The following is a 19,194-nucleotide window of genomic DNA, read 5'->3' as shown; positions in this document are numbered from 1 at the left end:
ACTTCGCCGAAAACAACTATATGCCATAACGGTTGATTAGTCAACACAAAGGCCTCGGGGCGAGACGGCCTGACGACGACGACGCGGCTGAGGAGGCGTCGTTTCGCCCCAAGGCGACGCCGGCGCGGTCCGCCCGGTCGTTGCGTCGCCCCGGAGACCGACGTCGAGTCCTTGCAGGATCACGGATCATCGCTGTCGGCCGCTGGGCCCCCCGAGAGAGGTTCGGGCCTGGCGTCAAACGCCCGAAGCCACCGCCTCTGAAGGGCCGACCGGCGCTTCGCGATGCAGAGAGCCTGAGTCGCCGCCGGAACGTTGCAACGCCCTGATCAGCAGCAAGCAACCGAGCATCGCGCTGAGCCCGGAGCCCACGAGGATGCCGATCTTCGCATCGTCCAGCAGTTCCCCCTGAAGGGCGAGGCCGGCGATGAAGAACGACATCGTGAAGCCGATGCCTCCGAGACAGCCCGCCCCGATCATCATGCGCCAGTCGACTCCGAGGGGAAGCCGGGTCAGGCCGATCCGGACGGACAGCCAGCTGAACAACACGATCCCAATCGGCTTGCCGATCGCCAGGCCGGCCGCGACCGCCAGAGCCACGGGCGTCGTCAGTGCACTGGGTTCGGCAGAGACGCCCGCGTTGGCCAGAGCGAAAACCGGCATGATGACGAACGCGACCCACGGATGCAGCGCATGCTCCAGCCGCTCGGCGGGGGACGATACTTCGGGGGCTTCCTGCGGCTCCCCTTCCTTGATGCCGCGGATACGGTTGTAAAGATCGCCGACGGCGTCGATGAGGACGCCTCGGTTCATCAGCGGGCGAGCCGGCGTCAGCAGGCCGAGCACAACTCCCGCCACGGTCGGATGGACGCCCGATTTCAGGACGGCGTACCAGATCCCTACCCCAACGACGGTGTAAGTCACGACGTTCCGCGCCCCCAGCCATCGCAGGAGGAGGATCAGCAGGAACCCCGCGCCGGCCAGGGCGATGGGCTCGCGGGCGATCGGCCCACTGTAGGCGGCCGCGATAACGAGCACGGCACCGATGTCGTCGGCGATGGCCAGGCTCAGGAGCATGACTTTCAGGCCGTTCGGGACGCGCGGGCCGAGCAGCGTCAGAAAGCCGACCACGAACGCAATGTCCGTGGCCATCGGCACGCCCCATCCCTCCCTCCCGGACCGTCCCCAGAGCACGATCGAATAGACGAGCGCCGGTACGACCATACCTCCGAAGGCGGCGACGATCGGCAGCAGGGCCTTCCTTGGATCGGCTAACTCCCCGGAGACAAGCTCGCGCTTGATCTCCAGCCCAACGACGAAGAAGAAGAGGGTCATCAGGCCGTCGTTGACCCAATGCAGCAGCGGCTCGATGAGTTCGAAGCTTCCGAACGTCACCCCGGCCGGTGTTTCCCAGAACTCATGAACGCGTTCCGCAAAGGGGGAGTTCGCCAGGGCGAGCGCGATCGCCGTGGCGGCCAGCAGCACGAGCCCGCCGGACGACTCGATGTGCATGAACCGGACGAACGGCTGCACCAGCCGGCCGACCACTGTCGGACCTTCCGGCCGTTCCAACTCGCGGGTGTAAAGGTCGACGTCCACGACGCCGCGGAGCCGTTGCTCCTCGTCCACGACTGGGAACGCCAGGAGGCGGTACCGGAGGAAAAGCTCGCAGGCTTCCCGAACGGTCGCCGATTCGGATACGGCGATCGGGTCCTTGAGCATGATGTCCGTCACCGGGGCGTCCGGAGGGCTGAGGATCAGCCGTCTGGTCGGTACGACGCCCCGCAGCCGGCCTTCCTCGTCGATGACGTAGAAATAGACGACCGCGTCTCCATTCGGATTGCGACGCAACAAATTCAGCGCCTGCTCGACGGTCTGACCGAGGAGGATGGAGGTGAAATCCTTACGCATCCGATTCGATACGGGCTGGCTGGCGTCGGCCGATTGTTGTGGCGGCAAGGGGTCGTCCCTCCGGAGTCTCAGGGTGCCTCGGGCGGATGTCGTCTCGACGGACGGCGACCCCGTGCGGGGACGTCTTCGTCCAGGGGCGAGGCGGTTCCGATGGTGGCCGAAACAGCGTGAACGAGGCTCAGCTCGGGCGACAGCGGCGCAGGCAAGCCTCGAAACGAGACCGAGTCACCAGCCGCCGCCATTGGTGATGAAGAGCTTCAGATAGAGCTCGTTCTCAGAGATGCGGCGGGGAAGGGGGAAGACGCTGTTAACCATAGGTGGGCCGAACGAGTGCAGCAGTTAACAGGTCGAAAATCCAAGGGCTCGCCTCTGAAAGACGTAAGCCCTTGCAAAGAATCGAATTCAGCGGAGAGGGAGGGATTCGAACCCTCGGTACGGGGTTAGCGTACACGGCATTTCCAGTGCCGCACCTTCGGCCTCTCGGTCACCTCTCCAGGTATTCCTAACGATAATAACCGTCCCGCCTTGCGTCAATTCCAGATCGGCAGTTTTTCTGGCTAAATCGGCCTGGCTAAGGTTCTTGGCTAAGATCGGTCGGGAACCGATCTAGGGATCTTAGCAGAGATGCGGCACGCTTGGCTAGATTCAGGCGCCCTCGGGGAAGTCGGGTCGGACGAATTCCCCTCCGGGTGAGGATCGCCGCCCCGATCCGCGTGGCATATTCACCCGGGAGCGAATCCGTTTCTCGAGCTTGAGAGCTCCAATTTAGGCTCGCGTGCATGAAAATTGAACCGCTCACCGGAAGTAGGCGACTTCCCCGCGACCTGTTCGGTCGCGGATTTCGAGGCCTCTGCATCCGGCTCGCGAGTCGTGGTTCCCAACCCGATCGATCTCGGAGTCAGGCCCCCAATCCCCATCGGACCGTGCAGCCGCCGATTCCGAGAGCGCCTCGCGCCGGGACGCCCGGCGAGTGATCGCGGGCGCGGGCGGCGGCGCTGAATTCGGCTCGAAAACGCGTCATAGATCCTCGGAGGCGGGATTAGCCGTTGCAGAAGGCCGGGCGGTTCCGGCTTTTCGCGACGCGGCGGCTCGCCTCGGAGGACGAAGCATGAGTCACGTGGTGACGATCGCGACGGAGGTCCGCGACCCGGCCGCGGTCGCGGCGGCGTGTCGGCGGTTGGGGCTGCCCGAGCCGACGTTCGGCACGGCCAGGCTGTACTCGGGCGACGTGGTCGGGCTGCTGGTGAGGCTGCCCGGTTGGGTCTACCCGGTGGCGGCGGAGACGACCACGGGCCGCATCCGCTTCGACGATTACGGCGGGGCCTGGGGCGACCAAATCCAACTCGACCGGCTGCTGCAGGCCTACGCCGTGGAGAAGGCACGGATCGAGGCCCGCCGCCGCGGGCACTCGGTCGTCGAGAAGACGCTGGCCGACGGCTCGATCTTGCTGACCGTCGCGGTCGGGGGTGGGGATTGAGTCGAGTCGTCGAAATCATCGTCGGGCCCAAGGGCGAGACGACTGTGAGGACCAAGGGCTTCGCCGGCTCGGGGTGTCGCGAGGCGAGTCGATTCGTCGAGGAGGCCCTCGGACGGCGGACCGCCGAGACGCTCACCTCGGATTACCACCGCGACGCGACGATCGAGGCGGAACAGCGGCAGTCCCGCTGAGCGGCGGAGTCCAGCTCGACGAGGCGACCGGCCGCCGATCATCGAGGCGGCGCGAAGGGCCTCGCCGGACGCCGCTTCACGGTCCTTCAAAACTTCAACAACGACGGAGGCGAAGATGGGTCTTTCGGAGGCCCTCGTGGAGTACGTGCGCGCCTGCTTCACGGGATTGTGGATTCGATCGTTCGAGCATGAGGACGCCCTGGCCGAGATCGCGGCCGCCTGCCGCGGGCACGGATGGTCGTTGGCCGCCTGGGACGTCGACCGCGGCTTGCGAGCCTTCGGCGGGGCGGGGGAGCCGACGCCCGTCGACGCGGGCGATCCGCTGGCGGCGATCCGGGCCCTGGACGCGATGGCCGCCCCCGACGGGGCGGGGCTGCTGATCCTGCTCAACTTCCATCGGTTCCTGGGCAGCCCTGAAGTCGTCCAGGCCCTGGACTCCCGGATCTGCGCGGGCAAGCAGGCCCGGACGTTCGTGGTCGTGTTGTCGCCGGTCGTGCAGATCCCCGTCGAGCTGGAGAAGCAGTTCGTCGTGCTGGAGCACGACCTTCCCGGCCGCGACCAACTCGAGGCGATCGCACGCTCGATCGCCGTTGAGCCGGGCGAGATCCCCGAGGGCGACGATTGGGATCGCGTGCTGGACGCCGCGGCCGGCTTCACCCGACACGAGGCCGAGGGGGCGTTCAGCCTGTCGCTCGTACGTCACGGTCGGCTGGCCGCGGAGCCGCTGTGGGAGATCAAGGGCGGCATGTTGAAGAAGTCGGGCCTGCTGGACCTGCACCGCGGCGGCGAGACGTTCGCCGACCTCGGCGGACTGGAGGCCCTCAAGTCGTTCTGCTCGAGGGCGCTGCGGGCAGGGCGGCCGGAGGGCGTCCGACCCCGCGGCGTCCTCCTGCTCGGGCCTCCGGGCTCTGGCAAGAGCGCGCTGGCCAGGGCCCTCGGCAACGAGACCGGCCGGCCGACGCTGTCCCTGGACGTCGGGGCGTTGATGGGCTCGCTCGTCGGCGCGACGGAGGCCAACGTCCGCCAGGTCTTGCGACTCGTCGACGCGATGTCGCCGTGCGTCCTGATGATCGACGAGGTCGAGAAGGCGCTCGCCGGCGTCGAGTCCGGCGGGCGGTCCGACGGCGGCGTCTCGACTCGTTTGTTCGGCGCGTTGTTGACCTGGCTGGCCGACCACGAGAGCGACGCCTTCGTGGTCTGCACCGCGAATGACGTCTCGCGCCTGCCGACGGAGTTCAGCCGCGCCGAGAGGTTCGACGCGGTCTACTTCCTCGACCTTCCCTCGTCACGCGAGCGGGAGGCGATCTGGGAGCTGCACCTCGGCCGTTTCGACCTCGATCGCTCGCAGCGGCGTCCTCGCGACGCCGATTGGACGGGGGCCGAGATCCGGTCCTGCTGCCGGCTGGCGGCCCTGTTGGACTCGCCGCTCGTCGAGGCGGCGCGGCACGTCGTGCCGGTCGCCACCTCGGCCGGCGAGTCGATCGAGCGGCTGCGGTCGTGGGCCGCCGGCCGCTGCCTGGCCGCCGATCGGCCCGGCGTCTACTCGCGTCTCGGCCCGGCCGACGGCCCTCGCCGGAGCGTCCGCCGCGGCGACCCGTCGAACAACTGATCGGCACTTGTGATTCCATGAATGTTTCACCAGGGCGACGGGTCATGCAGTCCGTCGCCCTTTCTCATTTCTCAGGAGGATCGATGAGCACCTTGATCGACGTCATGATCCCTCCCGCGGCGACTTCGCCGGACGATCTCGCAGGGCCCGCCCGGCGACTTCGAGAGGAGACAGCGGCCGCGCGCGTTTCCTTCACCTGGCTGGGCACGAAGAAGGCCCTCACCCCGTCGCAGCGCGATCGGGCCGCCGAGGCCTTCGCCGCCGAGGGCGGCTTCCTCAGCGCCGGCAAGCGGCTGCTGGACGTGAAACATCCCGCCTTCCGGGCCGTAACCGCGGTGCGAGGGCGGATTCGTTCGTACTGGCGCGAGTCCTCGCTGCCGTTCCCCGAGCCCGGCGTGCGGCTGATCCGCCGCGATCGCGTGGACGAATTCGCCCGGCGAATCGCCGACTTCCGACTGGAGCTGGACGACGCCGTGGCGGAGCTCGACCGCCGCTACGACGCATTGCGTGGCGCGGCGGCCGAGCGGTTGGGCTCGCTCTACGACCCTGCCGACTACCCGCCTACGCTCGTCGGGCTCTTCGCCGTGACCTGCGACTTCCCTTCGGTCGCCCCTCCCGACTACCTGCTGCGGCTCTCGCCGGCGCTCTATGAGCGGGAGAGGGTGCGGATGGAGTCGCGGTTCGCGGAAGCGGTGACGCTCGCCGAGCGTGCTTTCACCGAGGAATTCGCCCGGCTTGTGGAACGTCTCGTCGAGCGGCTCGAAGGCGTCGGCGACGACGGCCGGCCCAAGGTCTTCCGCGACTCGGTCGTCGACAACCTGACGACGTTTTTCGACCGCTTCCGCGAACTCAACGTCCAAGGCGACGCCCAGCTCGACGAGCTGGTCGAGAGGGCGCGTCAAGCCGTGCGGGGGATCGCGGCCCATGACCTCCGCGAGGCGTCGGACCTACGCGAACGAGTGGCCCGTCAGCTGGTCCAGGTCCAGGCGGCCCTCGATCACCTGATGATCGATCGCCCTCGGCGTCGGATCCTGCGGCAGGCCGCCGCCTCGGAGGGCTCGTGATGCGACTCCTCGTGGACCCTCGCGGCCGTGTGCGCTGCATCTATGACGAGGCGCTGGAACTCGCCGCCTTGGGCCGGCTCGCGATCGCTCGCGCAAGCTTCGTGGAGCCCGACGCCCATGGTCGCTGGGCGGCCGACCTGTCTCCCGTCGGCGGCCCGATCCTGGGCCCTTTCGATCGCCGGGTCCAGGCCCTGGAAGCCGAAGTCGCCTGGATCGAACGAGACTGGCTAGCTTCAGTCGGCCGAGCAGTCTTTGAGTCCGTTTCAGCACGCTCAGATGAATACGGTTATTCATTTTCTCGATTCGGCCGTCGCCGGAACTTCCCCGCCTCGACCGGTGCGGCGAGCGGTCCGAAGATCCACTTCTTGCGGAGGAGGCCACGTAGCTTGAACGCCCGAACCAAACTAAACCTCGCGTACTTCAACGGCTGCCTGCTGCTCGCCGCCGTCGTCGGTGGCGCCTGCGGCAGCTGGCTCGTTTTCATCCTGGCGATGGCGGGCTTCGTTGCCTGCAGCGTCGTCGCCGGCAACATCCGTCCGAGACCCAGCAGACGCTGATCTCCAAGACCGCCCCCGCCGCGACTTCTGGTCGCGGCGGGGGCGACTGCACTTCTCTTTAGCCGTGGGCCGGCCCCAGAGGAGGGCCGCGGTTCCGCGTCGCCTGATGGATCACGGCGTTCGATTCTCCGATCGCCTTCGTCTGGCTGTCAGAAGGCCTTCCTCGGTTCGGGCTGGGGCGGTGTGAGCGGAGCGTCAGGCTCTCCCACGAATCGGCCCGTTGGCCCCCGCGCGGATCTTGCGGCCGCCCTGCGAGGTCCGGGCCGAGTTCGACTTCCGAAGCTGCGGTCCTACTCCGACGTGTCGCGTGAGGAGGAACCAGGCGGATCGGCGACCCGCCGATTGCTCCCGCCACTCGATGGGGGCGACACTCCGGCCGCTTCGACGCGATCGCCCCCACGAGCGGTTTCAATCCACGCCCCCGCATGGGGGGCGACGACATCTCCCGCCGAATGGGGAGCGGAATCGTTCGCCGTTTCAATCCACGCCCCCGCATGGGGGGCGACCCCTTATGGCCAGGCCGTGTTCATCGGCTCCGAGCGTTTCAATCCACGCCCCCGCATGGGGGGCGACTCCGCGAGTTGAACCGGCAGCAGGTCGGCGGCTCGTTTCAATCCACGCCCCCGCATGGGGGGCGACATAGGTAGCCGGACTGACGCTGACGTTCGGGAGGCAGTTTCAATCCACGCCCCCGCATGGGGGGCGACGTCAGTTGGCCCGATGGGATCAACTGCACCAACTGCGTTTCAATCCACGCCCCCGCATGGGGGGCGACAAGGGCATTTCTACGTAGTCCCGCCCCTCGTCAAAGTTTCAATCCACGCCCCCGCATGGGGGGCGACCCGTCATCCGCGTTGTCTCCCCGCCACGCAGCGAGTTTCAATCCACGCCCCCGCATGGGGGGCGACTGGCCGTTGTTGGAGTCGGGGTTGGGTCCATACTGGTTTCAATCCACGCCCCCGCATGGGGGGCGACAAGGGCTTCCGACTGAACCAGGCTGGTACTGGATGGTTTCAATCCACGCCCCCGCATGGGGGGCGACCAGATAAGGTCCGGTGAGTCGCCAGGGTGGAGCGGTTTCAATCCACGCCCCCGCATGGGGGGCGACGCCCGTCGCGCCGGTCGAGTCGATCGAGGCCGAGACGTTTCAATCCACGCCCCCGCATGGGGGGCGACTTGTTACCCTCGCGTCCTCGGTGAACCGGGATACGGTTTCAATCCACGCCCCCGCATGGGGGGCGACGCGGAGGGGCTCCGCCTCGCCCGCGAGCCCAGAGCGTTTCAATCCACGCCCCCGCATGGGGGGCGACGACGAAGGGGGGTGTCGCTTGAGAAGTCGACCGTTGGGTTTCAATCCACGCCCCCGCATGGGGGGCGACCCGGCGTGGGTGTCGACGGCCACCGTGGGGAAGCCGTTTCAATCCACGCCCCCGCATGGGGGGCGACAAGCCGACGCCAGGAAGATCGCGAAAGCCATTGCGGTTTCAATCCACGCCCCCGCATGGGGGGCGACAGTCACAAACCCCATCAAGTCCGTCGAACGAGTCGTTTCAATCCACGCCCCCGCATGGGGGGCGACCTCGGCGTATTTGCGACAGTCGGCCGCGACGTTCGTGTTTCAATCCACGCCCCCGCATGGGGGGCGACGCGGTTGTCATGGACGACTGGCCCCAGACGTGAGTTTCAATCCACGCCCCCGCATGGGGGGCGACTCCACCAGCGGGGCCGTCAACGGCTCGGACAACACGTTTCAATCCACGCCCCCGCATGGGGGGCGACCATGTGGGAGCGGCCCGTTGGCGAGGAAACCAAACGTTTCAATCCACGCCCCCGCATGGGGGGCGACGAATCGCCACGGGGCAGACGCCTTCGGAATCCACGGTTTCAATCCACGCCCCCGCATGGGGGGCGACTCGACTCTGGCTGTGGCTCAACGGGTTGACCAAGGTTTCAATCCACGCCCCCGCATGGGGGGCGACTCGTTTTCCATGCCATGCACCATATCCACCATAGGTTTCAATCCACGCCCCCGCATGGGGGGCGACGTCCCCGGGGCCAGCGTGAGACTGCCTCCGATGGTTTCAATCCACGCCCCCGCATGGGGGGCGACAGCAGCCATTCAGTGACGCTCGCCGCTCGGCCGTAGTTTCAATCCACGCCCCCGCATGGGGGGCGACGTCGTGAACGTAGCCATCGCCGGTGTAAGCCCGGTGGTTTCAATCCACGCCCCCGCATGGGGGGCGACGCTTCGCCTCCAGGGAGTGTTTGTTGTACCATCTCGTTTCAATCCACGCCCCCGCATGGGGGGCGACCAGGGCCGCCGCCGGCACAATCAAGGACTGCTTGAGGTTTCAATCCACGCCCCCGCATGGGGGGCGACTCGGCATGAGCTTCAGGTTGTCCGCGTGCATGAGTTTCAATCCACGCCCCCGCATGGGGGGCGACGCTCTGACCGTCTGACATCACACAGCATGCTCACTGGTTTCAATCCACGCCCCCGCATGGGGGGCGACGGCTCCATCGGCGACGAAGCCCTTGGGGACATCGCGTTTCAATCCACGCCCCCGCATGGGGGGCGACATGGAGGGCTATTACTTCGCGCTTTGCGAAGCCATGTTTCAATCCACGCCCCCGCATGGGGGGCGACGGTCAGCGTGCTCCCGGTGCGGCCGGTGGCGAGGTTTCAATCCACGCCCCCGCATGGGGGGCGACATTGTGCCGGGGGTGGCATATAGGGCATCAGACGTTTCAATCCACGCCCCCGCATGGGGGGCGACGTCGGCGGAGTCGGATCTGTCTCAGTTGTCGAGGTTTCAATCCACGCCCCCGCATGGGGGGCGACTCAACTCGCCATGCTTTAGGACACCCGTACTAAGTTTCAATCCACGCCCCCGCATGGGGGGCGACTGAAGCGGATTCGGGCGATCGACCTCCGCATGGTGTTTCAATCCACGCCCCCGCATGGGGGGCGACCAGCACTGGCGATCCTAAAGGACGTGCCGTCAGCGTTTCAATCCACGCCCCCGCATGGGGGGCGACCCGCTGGGAGGCTGAGACGACCTTGGATTTGGCTGGGTTTCAATCCACGCCCCCGCATGGGGGGCGACACCAGGCCGTCCAGGCTTCGCCACTCGCACGGCGAGTTTCAATCCACGCCCCCGCATGGGGGGCGACCTGGGGGACGCCCAGGGCCTTGGCCTCGGTCAGTTTGTTTCAATCCACGCCCCCGCATGGGGGGCGACCGAGACGTGATGAAAGGCAGGGTTGGCGTACGTAAGTTTCAATCCACGCCCCCGCATGGGGGGCGACTACGCCTTGCGGGTGTGCTCGCAGCGACCTTCGAGGTTTCAATCCACGCCCCCGCATGGGGGGCGACCAAGATTCCAAGCGGTTCTACAACTCAGGAGCCTGGTTTCAATCCACGCCCCCGCATGGGGGGCGACCGTCGGCCACATCACGGCCAAGGAGCTGCGTGAGTTTCAATCCACGCCCCCGCATGGGGGGCGACGTGAAGGCTCGCTGCGCCCTAGCACTCCTCTTCACGTTTCAATCCACGCCCCCGCATGGGGGGCGACTTGAGCCCCACCCCATACTCGATCTGTGCAAAGTTTCAATCCACGCCCCCGCATGGGGGGCGACTGAACTTCATCCCTCGCCTCCCCGTCCCCCGGAGGTTTCAATCCACGCCCCCGCATGGGGGGCGACCCGCCGCCTCTCGCAGCTCGAACCCCGGTTGCAGTTTCAATCCACGCCCCCGCATGGGGGGCGACTCTCGATCTCGTCGACGAAGTACTCGTGGGTGATGTTTCAATCCACGCCCCCGCATGGGGGGCGACTCCGCTATTCTAAGTGCTCTTGAGCTTGCTCCTTAAGTGCTGGATTTCGCGAACCAGCACCTAAGGCGACTCTCAAGCCTTACGAAAGGGTCATGCAAACTCTGCAAGCCGTATTGCCAAAGAGGTTTACGAGGGCCGCGAACCGTCCCGGGATTTGGTGCGCGCTTGGCGTCCGCGTCAGAGAATCAGGGGCCCTTCGAGATCGAAGCCGGGCTTGGCTCCGTGGTGCTCGACCAGGCCTTCCCAGCGGGAGCCCAGATGATAGACCCGAAGACTGTCATGCTCGGGGTCGATGATGGAGAGGAGGCGTTCGCGGCAACTGGCCCAAAGGGCGGGGTCGAGCTTGAGCTCGAACACGGAGAGCTGTACGCGTTGGCCGTAGTCGAGGCAGGCTCGGGCCAGGCGTCGCAGTCGTCGCTTGCCGTCGGGCGAGGTCGTCTGAACGTCGTAAGTCACGAGGACGTACATGAAGGGCTCCGACTTGAGGCAAGGCCGTCCCGGCTGAGAAACGAGCAGGCGGGTCGTGGTCGACGGTCGCGGCGCCCCGTCAACCTTTCCAGAGGAAAGGCGGGTAGGCGTCGAGGTCGCCGCGGATCCAGCGGACGAGGAGGAGAGCCTGGAGGTGGGGGAGCATGCCGACGACGGTCTTCTCGGCGAGAAAGGGGTGCGTCAGTGGGTCGCGTTTGCGCTCCTGGTAAGCGACGAGGACGGCCTTGCGCGTCGCGTCGGTCATCTCGATCGCCCCGTTATCGAGGAGTTTGAAGCCGTCGGCGGAGACCTGACGTCGGTTGATCAGGGAGTAGGCGAGGCGATCGGCGACGTACGCTCGGAGTTCCTCCATCAAGTCGAGAGCTAGGCTGGGCTTGCCCGGCCGGTCGGCGTGGAGGAAGCCCACGCAGGGGTCGAGGCCGACGGCCTCGCAGGCGGATCGGGCGTCGTGAAGCAGCAGGGTGTACAGAAACGAGATCAGGGCGTTGATCGGATCCAGCGGCGGGCGGCGGCTCCGCCGAGTGAATCGAAAAGTGTCACTCGCGGGGGCGTTGCTGAGCAGGGCGTTGAAGGCTCCGAAGTAATGCGTGGCCGCCTCTCCCTCGAGGCCGCGGATGGAGTCGAGCGACGTCGCTCCGCGGAGTTCGTGAACCGAGGCCGACAGGCGGTTGGCGGCGGCTTGAAGCTCCGCGACGCGATTCGCCGCGCCCTCGGCGTCCCGAGCCGCGCGGAGGAGCACGCTTCGTGAGTTCGCCACCTTGGACAGGACGATCCGACGTGCGACGTCGAGGGCTGTCGAGGGGTCGTCGGCCAGCCGATACTGCCGTCGCCTCACCAGGACGTTCCCGTGAGAGGCTCCGCGTACCGACGCCAGGTAACGGCCCCGTTCCGTGAGGAATGAGATCGCGACCCCCTGATCGGCGCAGGCGCCCATCAGCGCGGGCGAGCAGCCGACGCGGCCGAAGCAGACGATCCCCTCAAGGTTGTGCAGCGGAAGTTGGGCCCGGGGCTTGCCGTCGATCCGGACCTGCACCGTCAGCCCTTGCTTGGCGAGGTACGAGCCCTGGGTCGTGACGTACAGAGTGTTGAGGTGGGTCTTCATCGACTGTTTTCCTCCTCGGCGGCGACTACGGAGTCGAGCAGCCGGTCGAATGCCGATCGGGCGGAACCGCGTCGGCCGAGGTGGGGGAGGCACAATTCCCGCAACGAGCAGCGTTCGCATTTCGGTCCGGGCTCAGCTGTTGGCGTGCGACCGTCGCGGATCAGCTCGTGGAGCCGGGCCGCCGCCTCGGCCGTCACGCGACGCAGTCCCGGCGACGTCTCGACGGCGACGCGACGTCGCGTCTTGCCGTAGAACAACTCACCGAGCGGGACGGGCTGGCCCGTCATCTCCTCAAGGCATAGGGCCTGCGCGCAGAGCTGGACGCGGTCGCAGTCGTTCTTCTTGGGACGTCCCCGCTTGTACTCGACGGGGACCGGCGGCTCGCCCGGCCGGCACTGAACGACGTCGGCCACACCGAAGAGTCCCAGTGCGAGCGACCGCAGCGGCAAGGCCCGAAGGGAACGCCCCTCGGGCCTCGTGGTCGACTTCCCGCCGTGGGCCTTCTTGTGGAGGATGTTCCCCTGGGCCGTCTCCCGGTTTTCCGCCCACTGCCGCTCGACGTGGATCAACGCGCACTGCCGTTCGCAGTACAGCAGGTGCTGGAGGGCGGAGATCGGCAGCAGGTCGGTCTCGGAGTATGGCATGGCTCAGGTCCAGTCGACCCAGCGCTCGACGGTCACGCCCTGGGGGAGGCCGCCCTCGTCGACCGTCAGGACATAATCGTCGAACGACCGCGGGGGTCGGCCCTCGTCGACCGACGTCTCCGAGTCGCCGGGGAGGGGCTGGACGCCCGGCTTGACGCCGCATTGGACTCGGGCGAAGAGCTTGTCCGAGCGGGCGTTGCCGAGCGGGCTCTCGTGGCGGAAGGCGACGCACGCCACGGGCTTCATATTGGCCCTGGCGGCGGATTTGTCGTTCTCGAACATCTGGTCGAGCGCCCGCTTGAAAAGCTCCAGGTCGGCCTCGGAGAAACCGGTCCCGTTTGACCCGCTGGCGAGGTTCGCATTGACGAAGGCGTGGACCCGGTAGAGGCCGTAGGGCACCGTGAACTTGCGGCCCATGGTGCGGTTGCCGCCGTCCTGCTTCTCGGCCTCGGCGGGGGTCGTCACGGCGCATCGCGTGACGGCGTGCTCGTGGGTGATGATCGGGTGGAGCGAGCGCGCGATGCCGAACTGGATCGGGCCGCGGACCTGGCCGCAGTTGACCTCGGTTGTCATGACGGCCCCGAAGGTCCGGATGTCGAAGAAGTTGTCGCACATCCAACGGGTCAGCCGACGGTCCTCCTCGGCCTTGTCCTTCCCCTTGGCCGAGCGTTTCTTGGCGTCCAGCTTCAGCGCCGAGTACGCTCGCTCGTGCTGCTGGTTGAGGACGGCCTTCTCCTTGACGTAGATCTCGAACGGCGGCTGCTCGCCGTGGGTGAGACCGACGAAGTTGCGGATCTTCCGCTTCAGGCAGACGTCGGTGACCAGGCCCTGGCCAGTCTCCGGGTCGAGTCGGGGTAGGTTGCCGGAATCGGGATCGCCGTTCGGGTTGCCGTCGGTGATGTCAAAGAAGTAGACGATGTCGTATCGGTGGGAGAGGGCGTCACTCATTGGTCATGTCCTTGTCGTTCGCGGACTTAGGGGTGAAGAAGTCCTGACGCTGGTGGTAGTAGCCGATGTAGAAGAGCCCCTGACGTTCGAGGGGCTGGTGCCTGGGGAATGAGGCGATGCGCCCCACGATCTCGCCCAGCAGTTTGCCGCGCGCGATACGGTGGCCCTCGTGTTCGAGGTTCCTCATGTGGTGATGATGAAGCTGCAAGAGCCTCGGGAAGACGCTGGCGGGCGTGGCGGCGGCCGAGCCGAAGAAGCGATCCTTGATGGTGGTGTTGAGCTTCCCGTCGGTCGCATCCTCCTGCGTCTTCTCCAGGGTCGCGAACAGTCGTCCGAGTTGGTACGCCTCGTCCGGATGGTTTTTATCGAGTGCCACGGGGACCTCCAAATCGAAGTTGCGGATCAAGAAGGCCTTAAGGATCGCGGCCCGGGGGTGATTGATCCGAGCGTCAGCGCGGATACGGCGGATGATCGCGCCGAACATCGCCTGTGGGTAGCGGAGCCCACTCAGGACGGCTCGTGCGAACTCCCCGGCCAGTTGTGGGGGAATGTCCTTCGGCTCACGGGCCGACTCAAGCAACAACCGGCGGATGAAAAGCGGGTCGTTCTGCCGCGCACCGATCATGTCCAGTTGCTTGACATGTGTCGCCAATCGCTCGGCGAACTGATGGACGGTACCGACGAGCCAGTAGCGGACGTTAAGCCGACTCGCGTTGGGCGAGAGGCCGAGGACGTAGAACGGGGCCTCGGGGTCGGTGATCGCGTCGCCGAGTCGAACTTGCTGGGCGGCTTTCAAGAAACCCTCGACCCGCTCAACGGTCGCTTTATGTTCGGCCGGATCCTCCACATTGAAACCGTCGGCGAAGAAGGCCGTGAACACCGACTCGGCATCCGCCGCCGTCTCCCGATCGGACCAGAAGACGACCGTGGCGTCGCCGATGCGGACCCGCCGCGAGTCGTCGGCGAGGAGGCGGTTCAACGCCGTGGTGTAACGGAAGGCGTCGCGAACGCCGACCGGCGCGTTGTAGCTCTGGGACTTGCCGTAGCTCTCGAACGCATTGAGGTTGAACGAGACAATCGCCGCCCCCGTCGTGTTCGCGCCGGCGACTCCGCTGATCGACGGGTGGAGCCGAGCAAGTTCGTCGCGCTCGCCTGAGACCAGGGAGAGGCCGGTCAGCCTGGGGTCGGCCTCGGCGTCGCTTGCCGATCGGCGCAGCCAGGCCGCCTTGACTTTCTCGCTCTGGTGGACGTAGCCCGCCCGCCCTCGGAGTCTGAAGACGACGTTGAGACCGGCGAGTTCTTCCCAGTTCGGCAACGCCGCGGCCCTGGCGGGCTCCCAGCCGTCGAGGAATCGACAGAGCGCGGCAAAGCCCACGTCGTCGGAGAGTTCGTCGCGGAACGAATGGTGCAGGTCGCGGAAGGCCGCGAACATCTCGGCGGCTCGGGAAGGGTTTCCCTTGGTGTCTCGGCCGAGGGCGTACCCGGTGTTGTCCCAGCAGAAGAACGGCTTCATGCCGGTGCCGGCTCGCCCGCCGCCATCGGGGACGAGGATCGACCTGGGGACGGTGGTCTTCTTCTTGCCGCGCTGGACCTCTTCCCGAACGTCCTCGAAACCGAAAAGCGAGCCGTCGGGCTCCAGCACGACCTGGGCGTGGATCTTTTCGATGCTGAACCCGAAATCGGCGACCACCGCATTCGGGTCGGCTTCGAGTCGATGATAGTAGGCGATCAGGGCGGGGAGCAGACCACTGGCGGGTGCGGCCTGGTTCATCGGCGGACCTCCTCCGAGTCGAAGGGGGGGACGTCGATCACACCGTCGCGAAGCACGGCGCGGAAGAACCGCGGCGTCATTCCGTCGTTGAAGTCGATGTCGTGGAGCATGAACCCGAGATCGCGCTCTACCTTCAATTCGTCGGGAACCGCGGGGAGGGCCTCACCTTCCTCGACCAGGGCGAAACTCGCCGGGAACTCTCGGCAGCCGAGGAAAGGCCGGCTCCAACACCGGCCCTCGCGGGCGCGCCGGTTGAACTGATCGAGATGCTTCGCCGGGTTGTCCTCGCCGCTCAGGATCTGGAAGTGGGCCTCGATGACGTAGTCGACGTCGCGGAGGATCGTCGCCGCGCGCTGCTGCCGGTCCTCCTCGACATACGTGCCGAGACGACCTTTCCCGGCCTTCATCGCCGACGCCGCTGTCGTCGCCGGGATCTTACTCGCGACCTCGTTGCGTCGGAGTGATGTGAAACGGATTGGCTTGAGGACGTGAATCCGAGTGACTACCCAGCGAATCTCTGGCTTCCAGTAGATCGCCTCGATGACACCACGGGCGGCCGACGGCGTGATTACATCATAGCTAGCGCGCTCCACCTTCATCTCGGGGCGTGTGAAGCAGCCGAGCCCCGCCCAAACGCGAAGACGAACACTCATGAAGCCACCCTGGTGGTCAGAGTTATTGGTGGAGGCCGCCAAACGGCTGGCGGCCTCGGCGGTGAAGGATTCAAGCCTTGGCCACGCTCGGTCCAGGCCGACCAGCGCGCATACGCCCACGACCATCGGAGGAGCGTCCGTCTCCCCGCTTACGCGAGTGGAGTAGCGCCCACCAAACGTCGTGTCGCGACAGATCCGCCCCAGCACGTTGGAGAAACTGCGCGTAAATCGGCTCGAACTCTGCGGTGTACGGAAGTCGATCCAATGGGGTTTTGAGCTCGCGCAAGAGTTCGGTCGCTATCTTGAGAAGACGTGCACTCATGCTGACCCTCCGAGCAAAAAAGTGATTTCGCTACCCGCCACGTGAATGAGTTTATGTTCTGGCTGGTTCAGGATATGATTAGTCGCGATCGGAGGCAAGAGGCCCCGCTTCGAATTCCGCCGATTGCTTGCGTCACCCTCACCGGGTGTGGATTGAAACACGTGACGGGTTGCGAATAGCAGTGGTGCGTCTGTGGTGGGAGGACGAGACCTCCCACCACATTTCCCGGATCTGGAGGTGATTCCGCATCAGATAACCAGAGCTTCCGCATCCAGGCCGAGCACTTTGTAGTCCAGGCCCAGTTGCTCGTTATATGCCCCAGGATTGCCCAGATAAAATCGCCCATGGCGTTCGAGGAGGACGTGGTTTTGATCCAGCTTCCACAGGTCGCGATCGAACACACCGACCGTGTAGCGCTGCGCCCTTCGGTCGAAGGCGCGAAGATCCTTCGGGTCGGGGGCTTCGGGAAGGGATTCGAGCCGTTCGATTAGATGCTTGCCCTGCTCGCCGAACGGGACGAGGATCGGCGTCTGGGCGTCGTCAATGAGCCGATAAGCGGAGGAAGCCTCGCGGAACTGAGCGCGAAGGCCGACGGAGCGGTCGAGGGAGAAGCATTCCATGACGCTCCGGTCCTCGGCTCCCTTGTCCCAGCCCTGACCGAGATCGCCACCGATGTTCCAGTAGTGGAGGCCGAAGTAAGCCTCGATCGCCTCGGGGGCGAGCAGGTCGTTGGCGTGATCGGGCGCGACCTCGTGGAAGCGGCAGGCGGCGCGTTCGATGAGCGGGACGGTCCGGAAGGACTTGGCGTCGTAGTCGAAGACCACGACGCGGCCGAGGCGTGCCAGATCGTCTGGGCCGGTGAGCTTGCCTTCGCGGTTGCAGCGACCGGCCGCCTGGGCGATCGAATCCAGCCCGGCGGCGGCGCGGTAGACGGTCGGGAAGTCCACGTCGACGCCGGCCTCGATCACCTGGGTCGAGACGACCAGGCACGGTTCGTCGGGGCACCGACTCAGACGCCTTCGGATCTCCCTGACCACCTCCGATCGGTGCGCGGCGCACATCGAGGCGCTCAGGTGGAGGGCGTTGGGGTCGTCGAGGGCCTGGAAGATCGCGGCGGCGTGGCGACGCGAGTTGACGATGCAGAGGGCCTGCTTCTCCTCCTCCAAGCGAGCGGCCAGTTCTTCCACAGTCAGCTCACCCGCCATCTCGACGGAGGTTCGACGCAGGTCGCGGTGGAGGGCGTGGGGATCGTCGATGATGGGGCGGACGCATTCGAGGCCGATGGGGAAGGACTCGCGGTGCTCGATCGCCGGCTGGGTGGCCGTGCAGAGGACCACGGTCGACCCGTAGTTGACGACGAGTTCCCGGAGCGCGGCGAGCGTCGGGGCGAGCAACTTGGGGGGGAGGGTCTGGGCCTCATCAAGGATGATGACGCTCTTCGCCAGGCGGTGGAGCTTCCGACAGCGCGAGGTGCGGGAGGCGAAGAGGGACTCGAAGAGCTGGACGTTCGTCGTGACGATCAGCGAGGCGTCGAAGTTCTCGGCGGCCAGTCGAGAGCGGACGGTCTGCCGGGCCGGATCGTCGGGTTCGAGGCTGCTGTGGTGCTCGAGCACCTCGTCGCCCAGCGCCTCGCGAAAGACGTCGGCCGTCTGCTCGATGATGCTCGTGAACGGGATCGCATAGACGACCCGACGCAGGTCGTGCTCCTCGGCGTGCCTAAGGGCGAAGGCGAGCGAAGAAAGAGTCTTGCCCCCTCCCGTGGGGACGTTCAGCGAGAAAAAGCCCGGGGGCTGCGACGCCTTCGCGCGGCAGGCGTCCAGGACCTCCGCGCGTCGACGGTTGACGTGGGTGGCGTCGTTGACCTTTTCGGCGAGATAACGATCGAGTCTCTCGCGTAACTGGTTGCAAGTTGCCCCGTCCACCCGGTGTTCGGAGCGATCGGGGTCGAGGTATTTCTCCGTGGCCAGGAAATCGGCGTCGACCAGGCAGGAGAAGAGCATCCGCGTGTAGAAGGCCAGGGCGAAAGGCTTCTCCCTGTCGTGCTTGGTCTGTAGTGGGCGGATAGGCAACCGGCCCAATTCCTTGAGGTCAGCCGGTGCCGCCTCGATCGGCTCGATCACCTTGCCCAACCGGCCCCTGAGGCATGACACTGTTTCACCTTCGCCGTCGGGCAAACCCGCGTGGTGCCCCGCGATGCAGTAGGCCAGGAGCCGACCTACAGGCCCGTGCTTGGCGGCATGTTGGGCGCCGGCGGTCGAGTGGTCGACCGTCCCCCGCAAGTCGGATTGGTGGACCTCGTCGCCGAGGCTCGCGCTTAGCTTCAGATAGGCCTGAAACGCCTCGCTGTATTTCCCGAGGTCGTGCCAGAGGCCGGCATGTCTCGCCAACGGCCCCGAATGGAACGCCGAGGCGAATCCCTCCGCCCGATCCGCCGTTTCAACGAGATGTTCCCTAAGTGGCTCCCAGTCACGATCCTTCGCTGTATGTGCGTAGTACACGCGATTAAGCCTTCCTAAAATATTCGAATGAAAGCCTATCTCTGAGCTCCGACAAATCCGAAGGACGCCAGCCTATCCAGTTGTCACCCGATCGCAAGCCGCCTCACGGCCTGCACGAAAGGGCC

14 protein-coding genes, 1 tRNA gene and 1 CRISPR repeat array are annotated in these 19,194 nt (G+C 66.2%); of the genes, 5 read left to right on the top strand and 10 right to left on the bottom strand.

Annotated features, from left to right (window positions below; all coding sequences use genetic code 11):
* Positions 1-234 precede the first annotated feature (234 nt).
* From nhaA to G5C50_RS32945, 3 genes are all read right to left on the bottom strand, one after another.
* Positions 235-1,956 carry a Na+/H+ antiporter NhaA gene (gene nhaA, locus G5C50_RS13265; protein ID WP_165070034.1) on the bottom strand — a complete coding sequence of 574 codons (1,722 nt, stop codon included), beginning with the start codon at positions 1,954-1,956 and terminating at the stop codon, positions 235-237.
* 358 nt (positions 1,957-2,314) lie between these two features.
* Positions 2,315-2,402: transfer RNA gene (locus G5C50_RS13260), tRNA-Ser, on the bottom strand.
* 404 nt (positions 2,403-2,806) lie between these two features.
* Entirely contained in the window at positions 2,807-2,929 is a 123-nt protein-coding gene (locus G5C50_RS32945; protein WP_255487497.1) for a hypothetical protein, read from the bottom strand.
* Between the two features lie 87 nt (positions 2,930-3,016).
* Between G5C50_RS32945 and G5C50_RS13255 the strand changes: the two genes are divergently transcribed.
* From G5C50_RS13255 to G5C50_RS32315, 5 genes are all read left to right on the top strand, one after another.
* Positions 3,017-3,385 (top strand): DUF1257 domain-containing protein, encoded by a 369-nt coding sequence (locus G5C50_RS13255; protein ID WP_165070031.1) that lies wholly within the window; start codon positions 3,017-3,019, stop codon positions 3,383-3,385.
* Positions 3,382-3,576: a DUF2997 domain-containing protein gene (locus G5C50_RS13250; protein ID WP_165070028.1), complete on the top strand. Its 195-nt coding sequence runs from the start codon at positions 3,382-3,384 to the stop codon at positions 3,574-3,576. The genes G5C50_RS13255 and G5C50_RS13250 overlap by 4 nt, the downstream gene beginning before the upstream one ends.
* 115 nt (positions 3,577-3,691) lie before the next feature.
* Positions 3,692-5,185, top strand: coding sequence for an AAA family ATPase (locus G5C50_RS13245; protein WP_165070025.1), 1,494 nt, complete (start codon positions 3,692-3,694; stop codon positions 5,183-5,185).
* Between the two features lie 83 nt (positions 5,186-5,268).
* On the top strand, positions 5,269-6,249 hold the full coding sequence (locus G5C50_RS13240; protein WP_206107684.1) for a hypothetical protein: 981 nt from the start codon (positions 5,269-5,271) through the stop codon (positions 6,247-6,249).
* Positions 6,249-6,806: a hypothetical protein gene (locus tag G5C50_RS32315; RefSeq protein WP_206107683.1), complete on the top strand. Its 558-nt coding sequence runs from the start codon at positions 6,249-6,251 to the stop codon at positions 6,804-6,806. The genes G5C50_RS13240 and G5C50_RS32315 overlap by 1 nt, the downstream gene beginning before the upstream one ends.
* Before the next feature lie 405 nt (positions 6,807-7,211).
* Positions 7,212-10,642: a CRISPR direct-repeat array (repeat unit 32 nt; unit sequence GTTTCAATCCACGCCCCCGCATGGGGGGCGAC).
* Between the two features lie 177 nt (positions 10,643-10,819).
* Here G5C50_RS32315 and cas2 read toward each other — a convergent pair.
* The 7 genes from cas2 to cas3 all read right to left on the bottom strand — a co-directional run bounded on the left by cas2 (position 10,820) and on the right by cas3 (position 19,069).
* Positions 10,820-11,110 carry a CRISPR-associated endonuclease Cas2 gene (gene cas2, locus G5C50_RS13230; protein WP_165070022.1) on the bottom strand — a complete coding sequence of 97 codons (291 nt, stop codon included), beginning with the start codon at positions 11,108-11,110 and terminating at the stop codon, positions 10,820-10,822.
* Between the two features lie 79 nt (positions 11,111-11,189).
* On the bottom strand, positions 11,190-12,233 hold the full coding sequence (gene cas1c / locus G5C50_RS13225; RefSeq protein WP_165070018.1) for a type I-C CRISPR-associated endonuclease Cas1c: 1,044 nt from the start codon (positions 12,231-12,233) through the stop codon (positions 11,190-11,192).
* A complete protein-coding gene (cas4, locus tag G5C50_RS13220) occupies positions 12,230-12,877 on the bottom strand; it encodes a CRISPR-associated protein Cas4 (RefSeq protein WP_165070015.1) in 648 nt (215 codons plus the stop codon). Before cas4 ends, cas1c begins: the two co-directional genes overlap by 4 nt.
* A 3-nt stretch (positions 12,878-12,880) precedes the next feature.
* Positions 12,881-13,825: a type I-C CRISPR-associated protein Cas7/Csd2 gene (cas7c, locus tag G5C50_RS13215; protein WP_165070012.1), complete on the bottom strand. Its 945-nt coding sequence runs from the start codon at positions 13,823-13,825 to the stop codon at positions 12,881-12,883.
* A complete protein-coding gene (gene cas8c / locus G5C50_RS13210) occupies positions 13,818-15,596 on the bottom strand; it encodes a type I-C CRISPR-associated protein Cas8c/Csd1 (RefSeq protein WP_165070009.1) in 1,779 nt (592 codons plus the stop codon). The genes cas7c and cas8c overlap by 8 nt, the downstream gene beginning before the upstream one ends.
* Positions 15,593-16,249 carry a type I-C CRISPR-associated protein Cas5c gene (cas5c, locus tag G5C50_RS13205; RefSeq protein ID WP_165070006.1) on the bottom strand — a complete coding sequence of 219 codons (657 nt, stop codon included), beginning with the start codon at positions 16,247-16,249 and terminating at the stop codon, positions 15,593-15,595. The genes cas8c and cas5c overlap by 4 nt, the downstream gene beginning before the upstream one ends.
* Positions 16,250-16,819: 570 nt before the next feature.
* Entirely contained in the window at positions 16,820-19,069 is a 2,250-nt protein-coding gene (gene cas3 / locus G5C50_RS13200; protein WP_165070003.1) for a CRISPR-associated helicase Cas3', read from the bottom strand.
* Between the last annotated feature and the right edge of the window lie 125 nt (positions 19,070-19,194).

Origin of the sequence: Paludisphaera rhizosphaerae (assembly GCF_011065895.1) — a bacterium.
Classification (GTDB): Bacteria; Planctomycetota; Planctomycetia; order Isosphaerales; family Isosphaeraceae; genus Paludisphaera; species Paludisphaera rhizosphaerae.
Note: the sequence above shows the minus strand (reverse complement) of the source record. Positions and strands in the feature narration are given on the sequence as shown.

What these genes read in the sequence shown, in the direction of transcription:
- G5C50_RS32945 (WP_255487497.1), bottom strand. Translation starts at nt 2,929, where the DNA reads ATGACGCGTTTTCGAGCCGAATTCAGCGCCGCCGCCCGCGCCCGCGAT.
- G5C50_RS13255 (WP_165070031.1), top strand. Translation starts at nt 3,017, where the DNA reads ATGAGTCACGTGGTGACGATCGCGACGGAGGTCCGCGACCCGGCCGCG.
- G5C50_RS13245 (WP_165070025.1), top strand. Translation starts at nt 3,692, where the DNA reads ATGGGTCTTTCGGAGGCCCTCGTGGAGTACGTGCGCGCCTGCTTCACG.
- G5C50_RS13240 (WP_206107684.1), top strand. Translation starts at nt 5,269, where the DNA reads ATGAGCACCTTGATCGACGTCATGATCCCTCCCGCGGCGACTTCGCCG.
- G5C50_RS32315 (WP_206107683.1), top strand. Translation starts at nt 6,249, where the DNA reads ATGCGACTCCTCGTGGACCCTCGCGGCCGTGTGCGCTGCATCTATGAC.
- cas2 (WP_165070022.1), bottom strand. Translation starts at nt 11,110, where the DNA reads ATGTACGTCCTCGTGACTTACGACGTTCAGACGACCTCGCCCGACGGC.
- cas1c (WP_165070018.1), bottom strand. Translation starts at nt 12,233, where the DNA reads ATGAAGACCCACCTCAACACTCTGTACGTCACGACCCAGGGCTCGTAC.
- cas4 (WP_165070015.1), bottom strand. Translation starts at nt 12,877, where the DNA reads ATGCCATACTCCGAGACCGACCTGCTGCCGATCTCCGCCCTCCAGCAC.
- cas7c (WP_165070012.1), bottom strand. Translation starts at nt 13,825, where the DNA reads ATGAGTGACGCCCTCTCCCACCGATACGACATCGTCTACTTCTTTGAC.
- cas8c (WP_165070009.1), bottom strand. Translation starts at nt 15,596, where the DNA reads ATGAACCAGGCCGCACCCGCCAGTGGTCTGCTCCCCGCCCTGATCGCC.
- cas5c (WP_165070006.1), bottom strand. Translation starts at nt 16,249, where the DNA reads ATGAGTGTTCGTCTTCGCGTTTGGGCGGGGCTCGGCTGCTTCACACGC.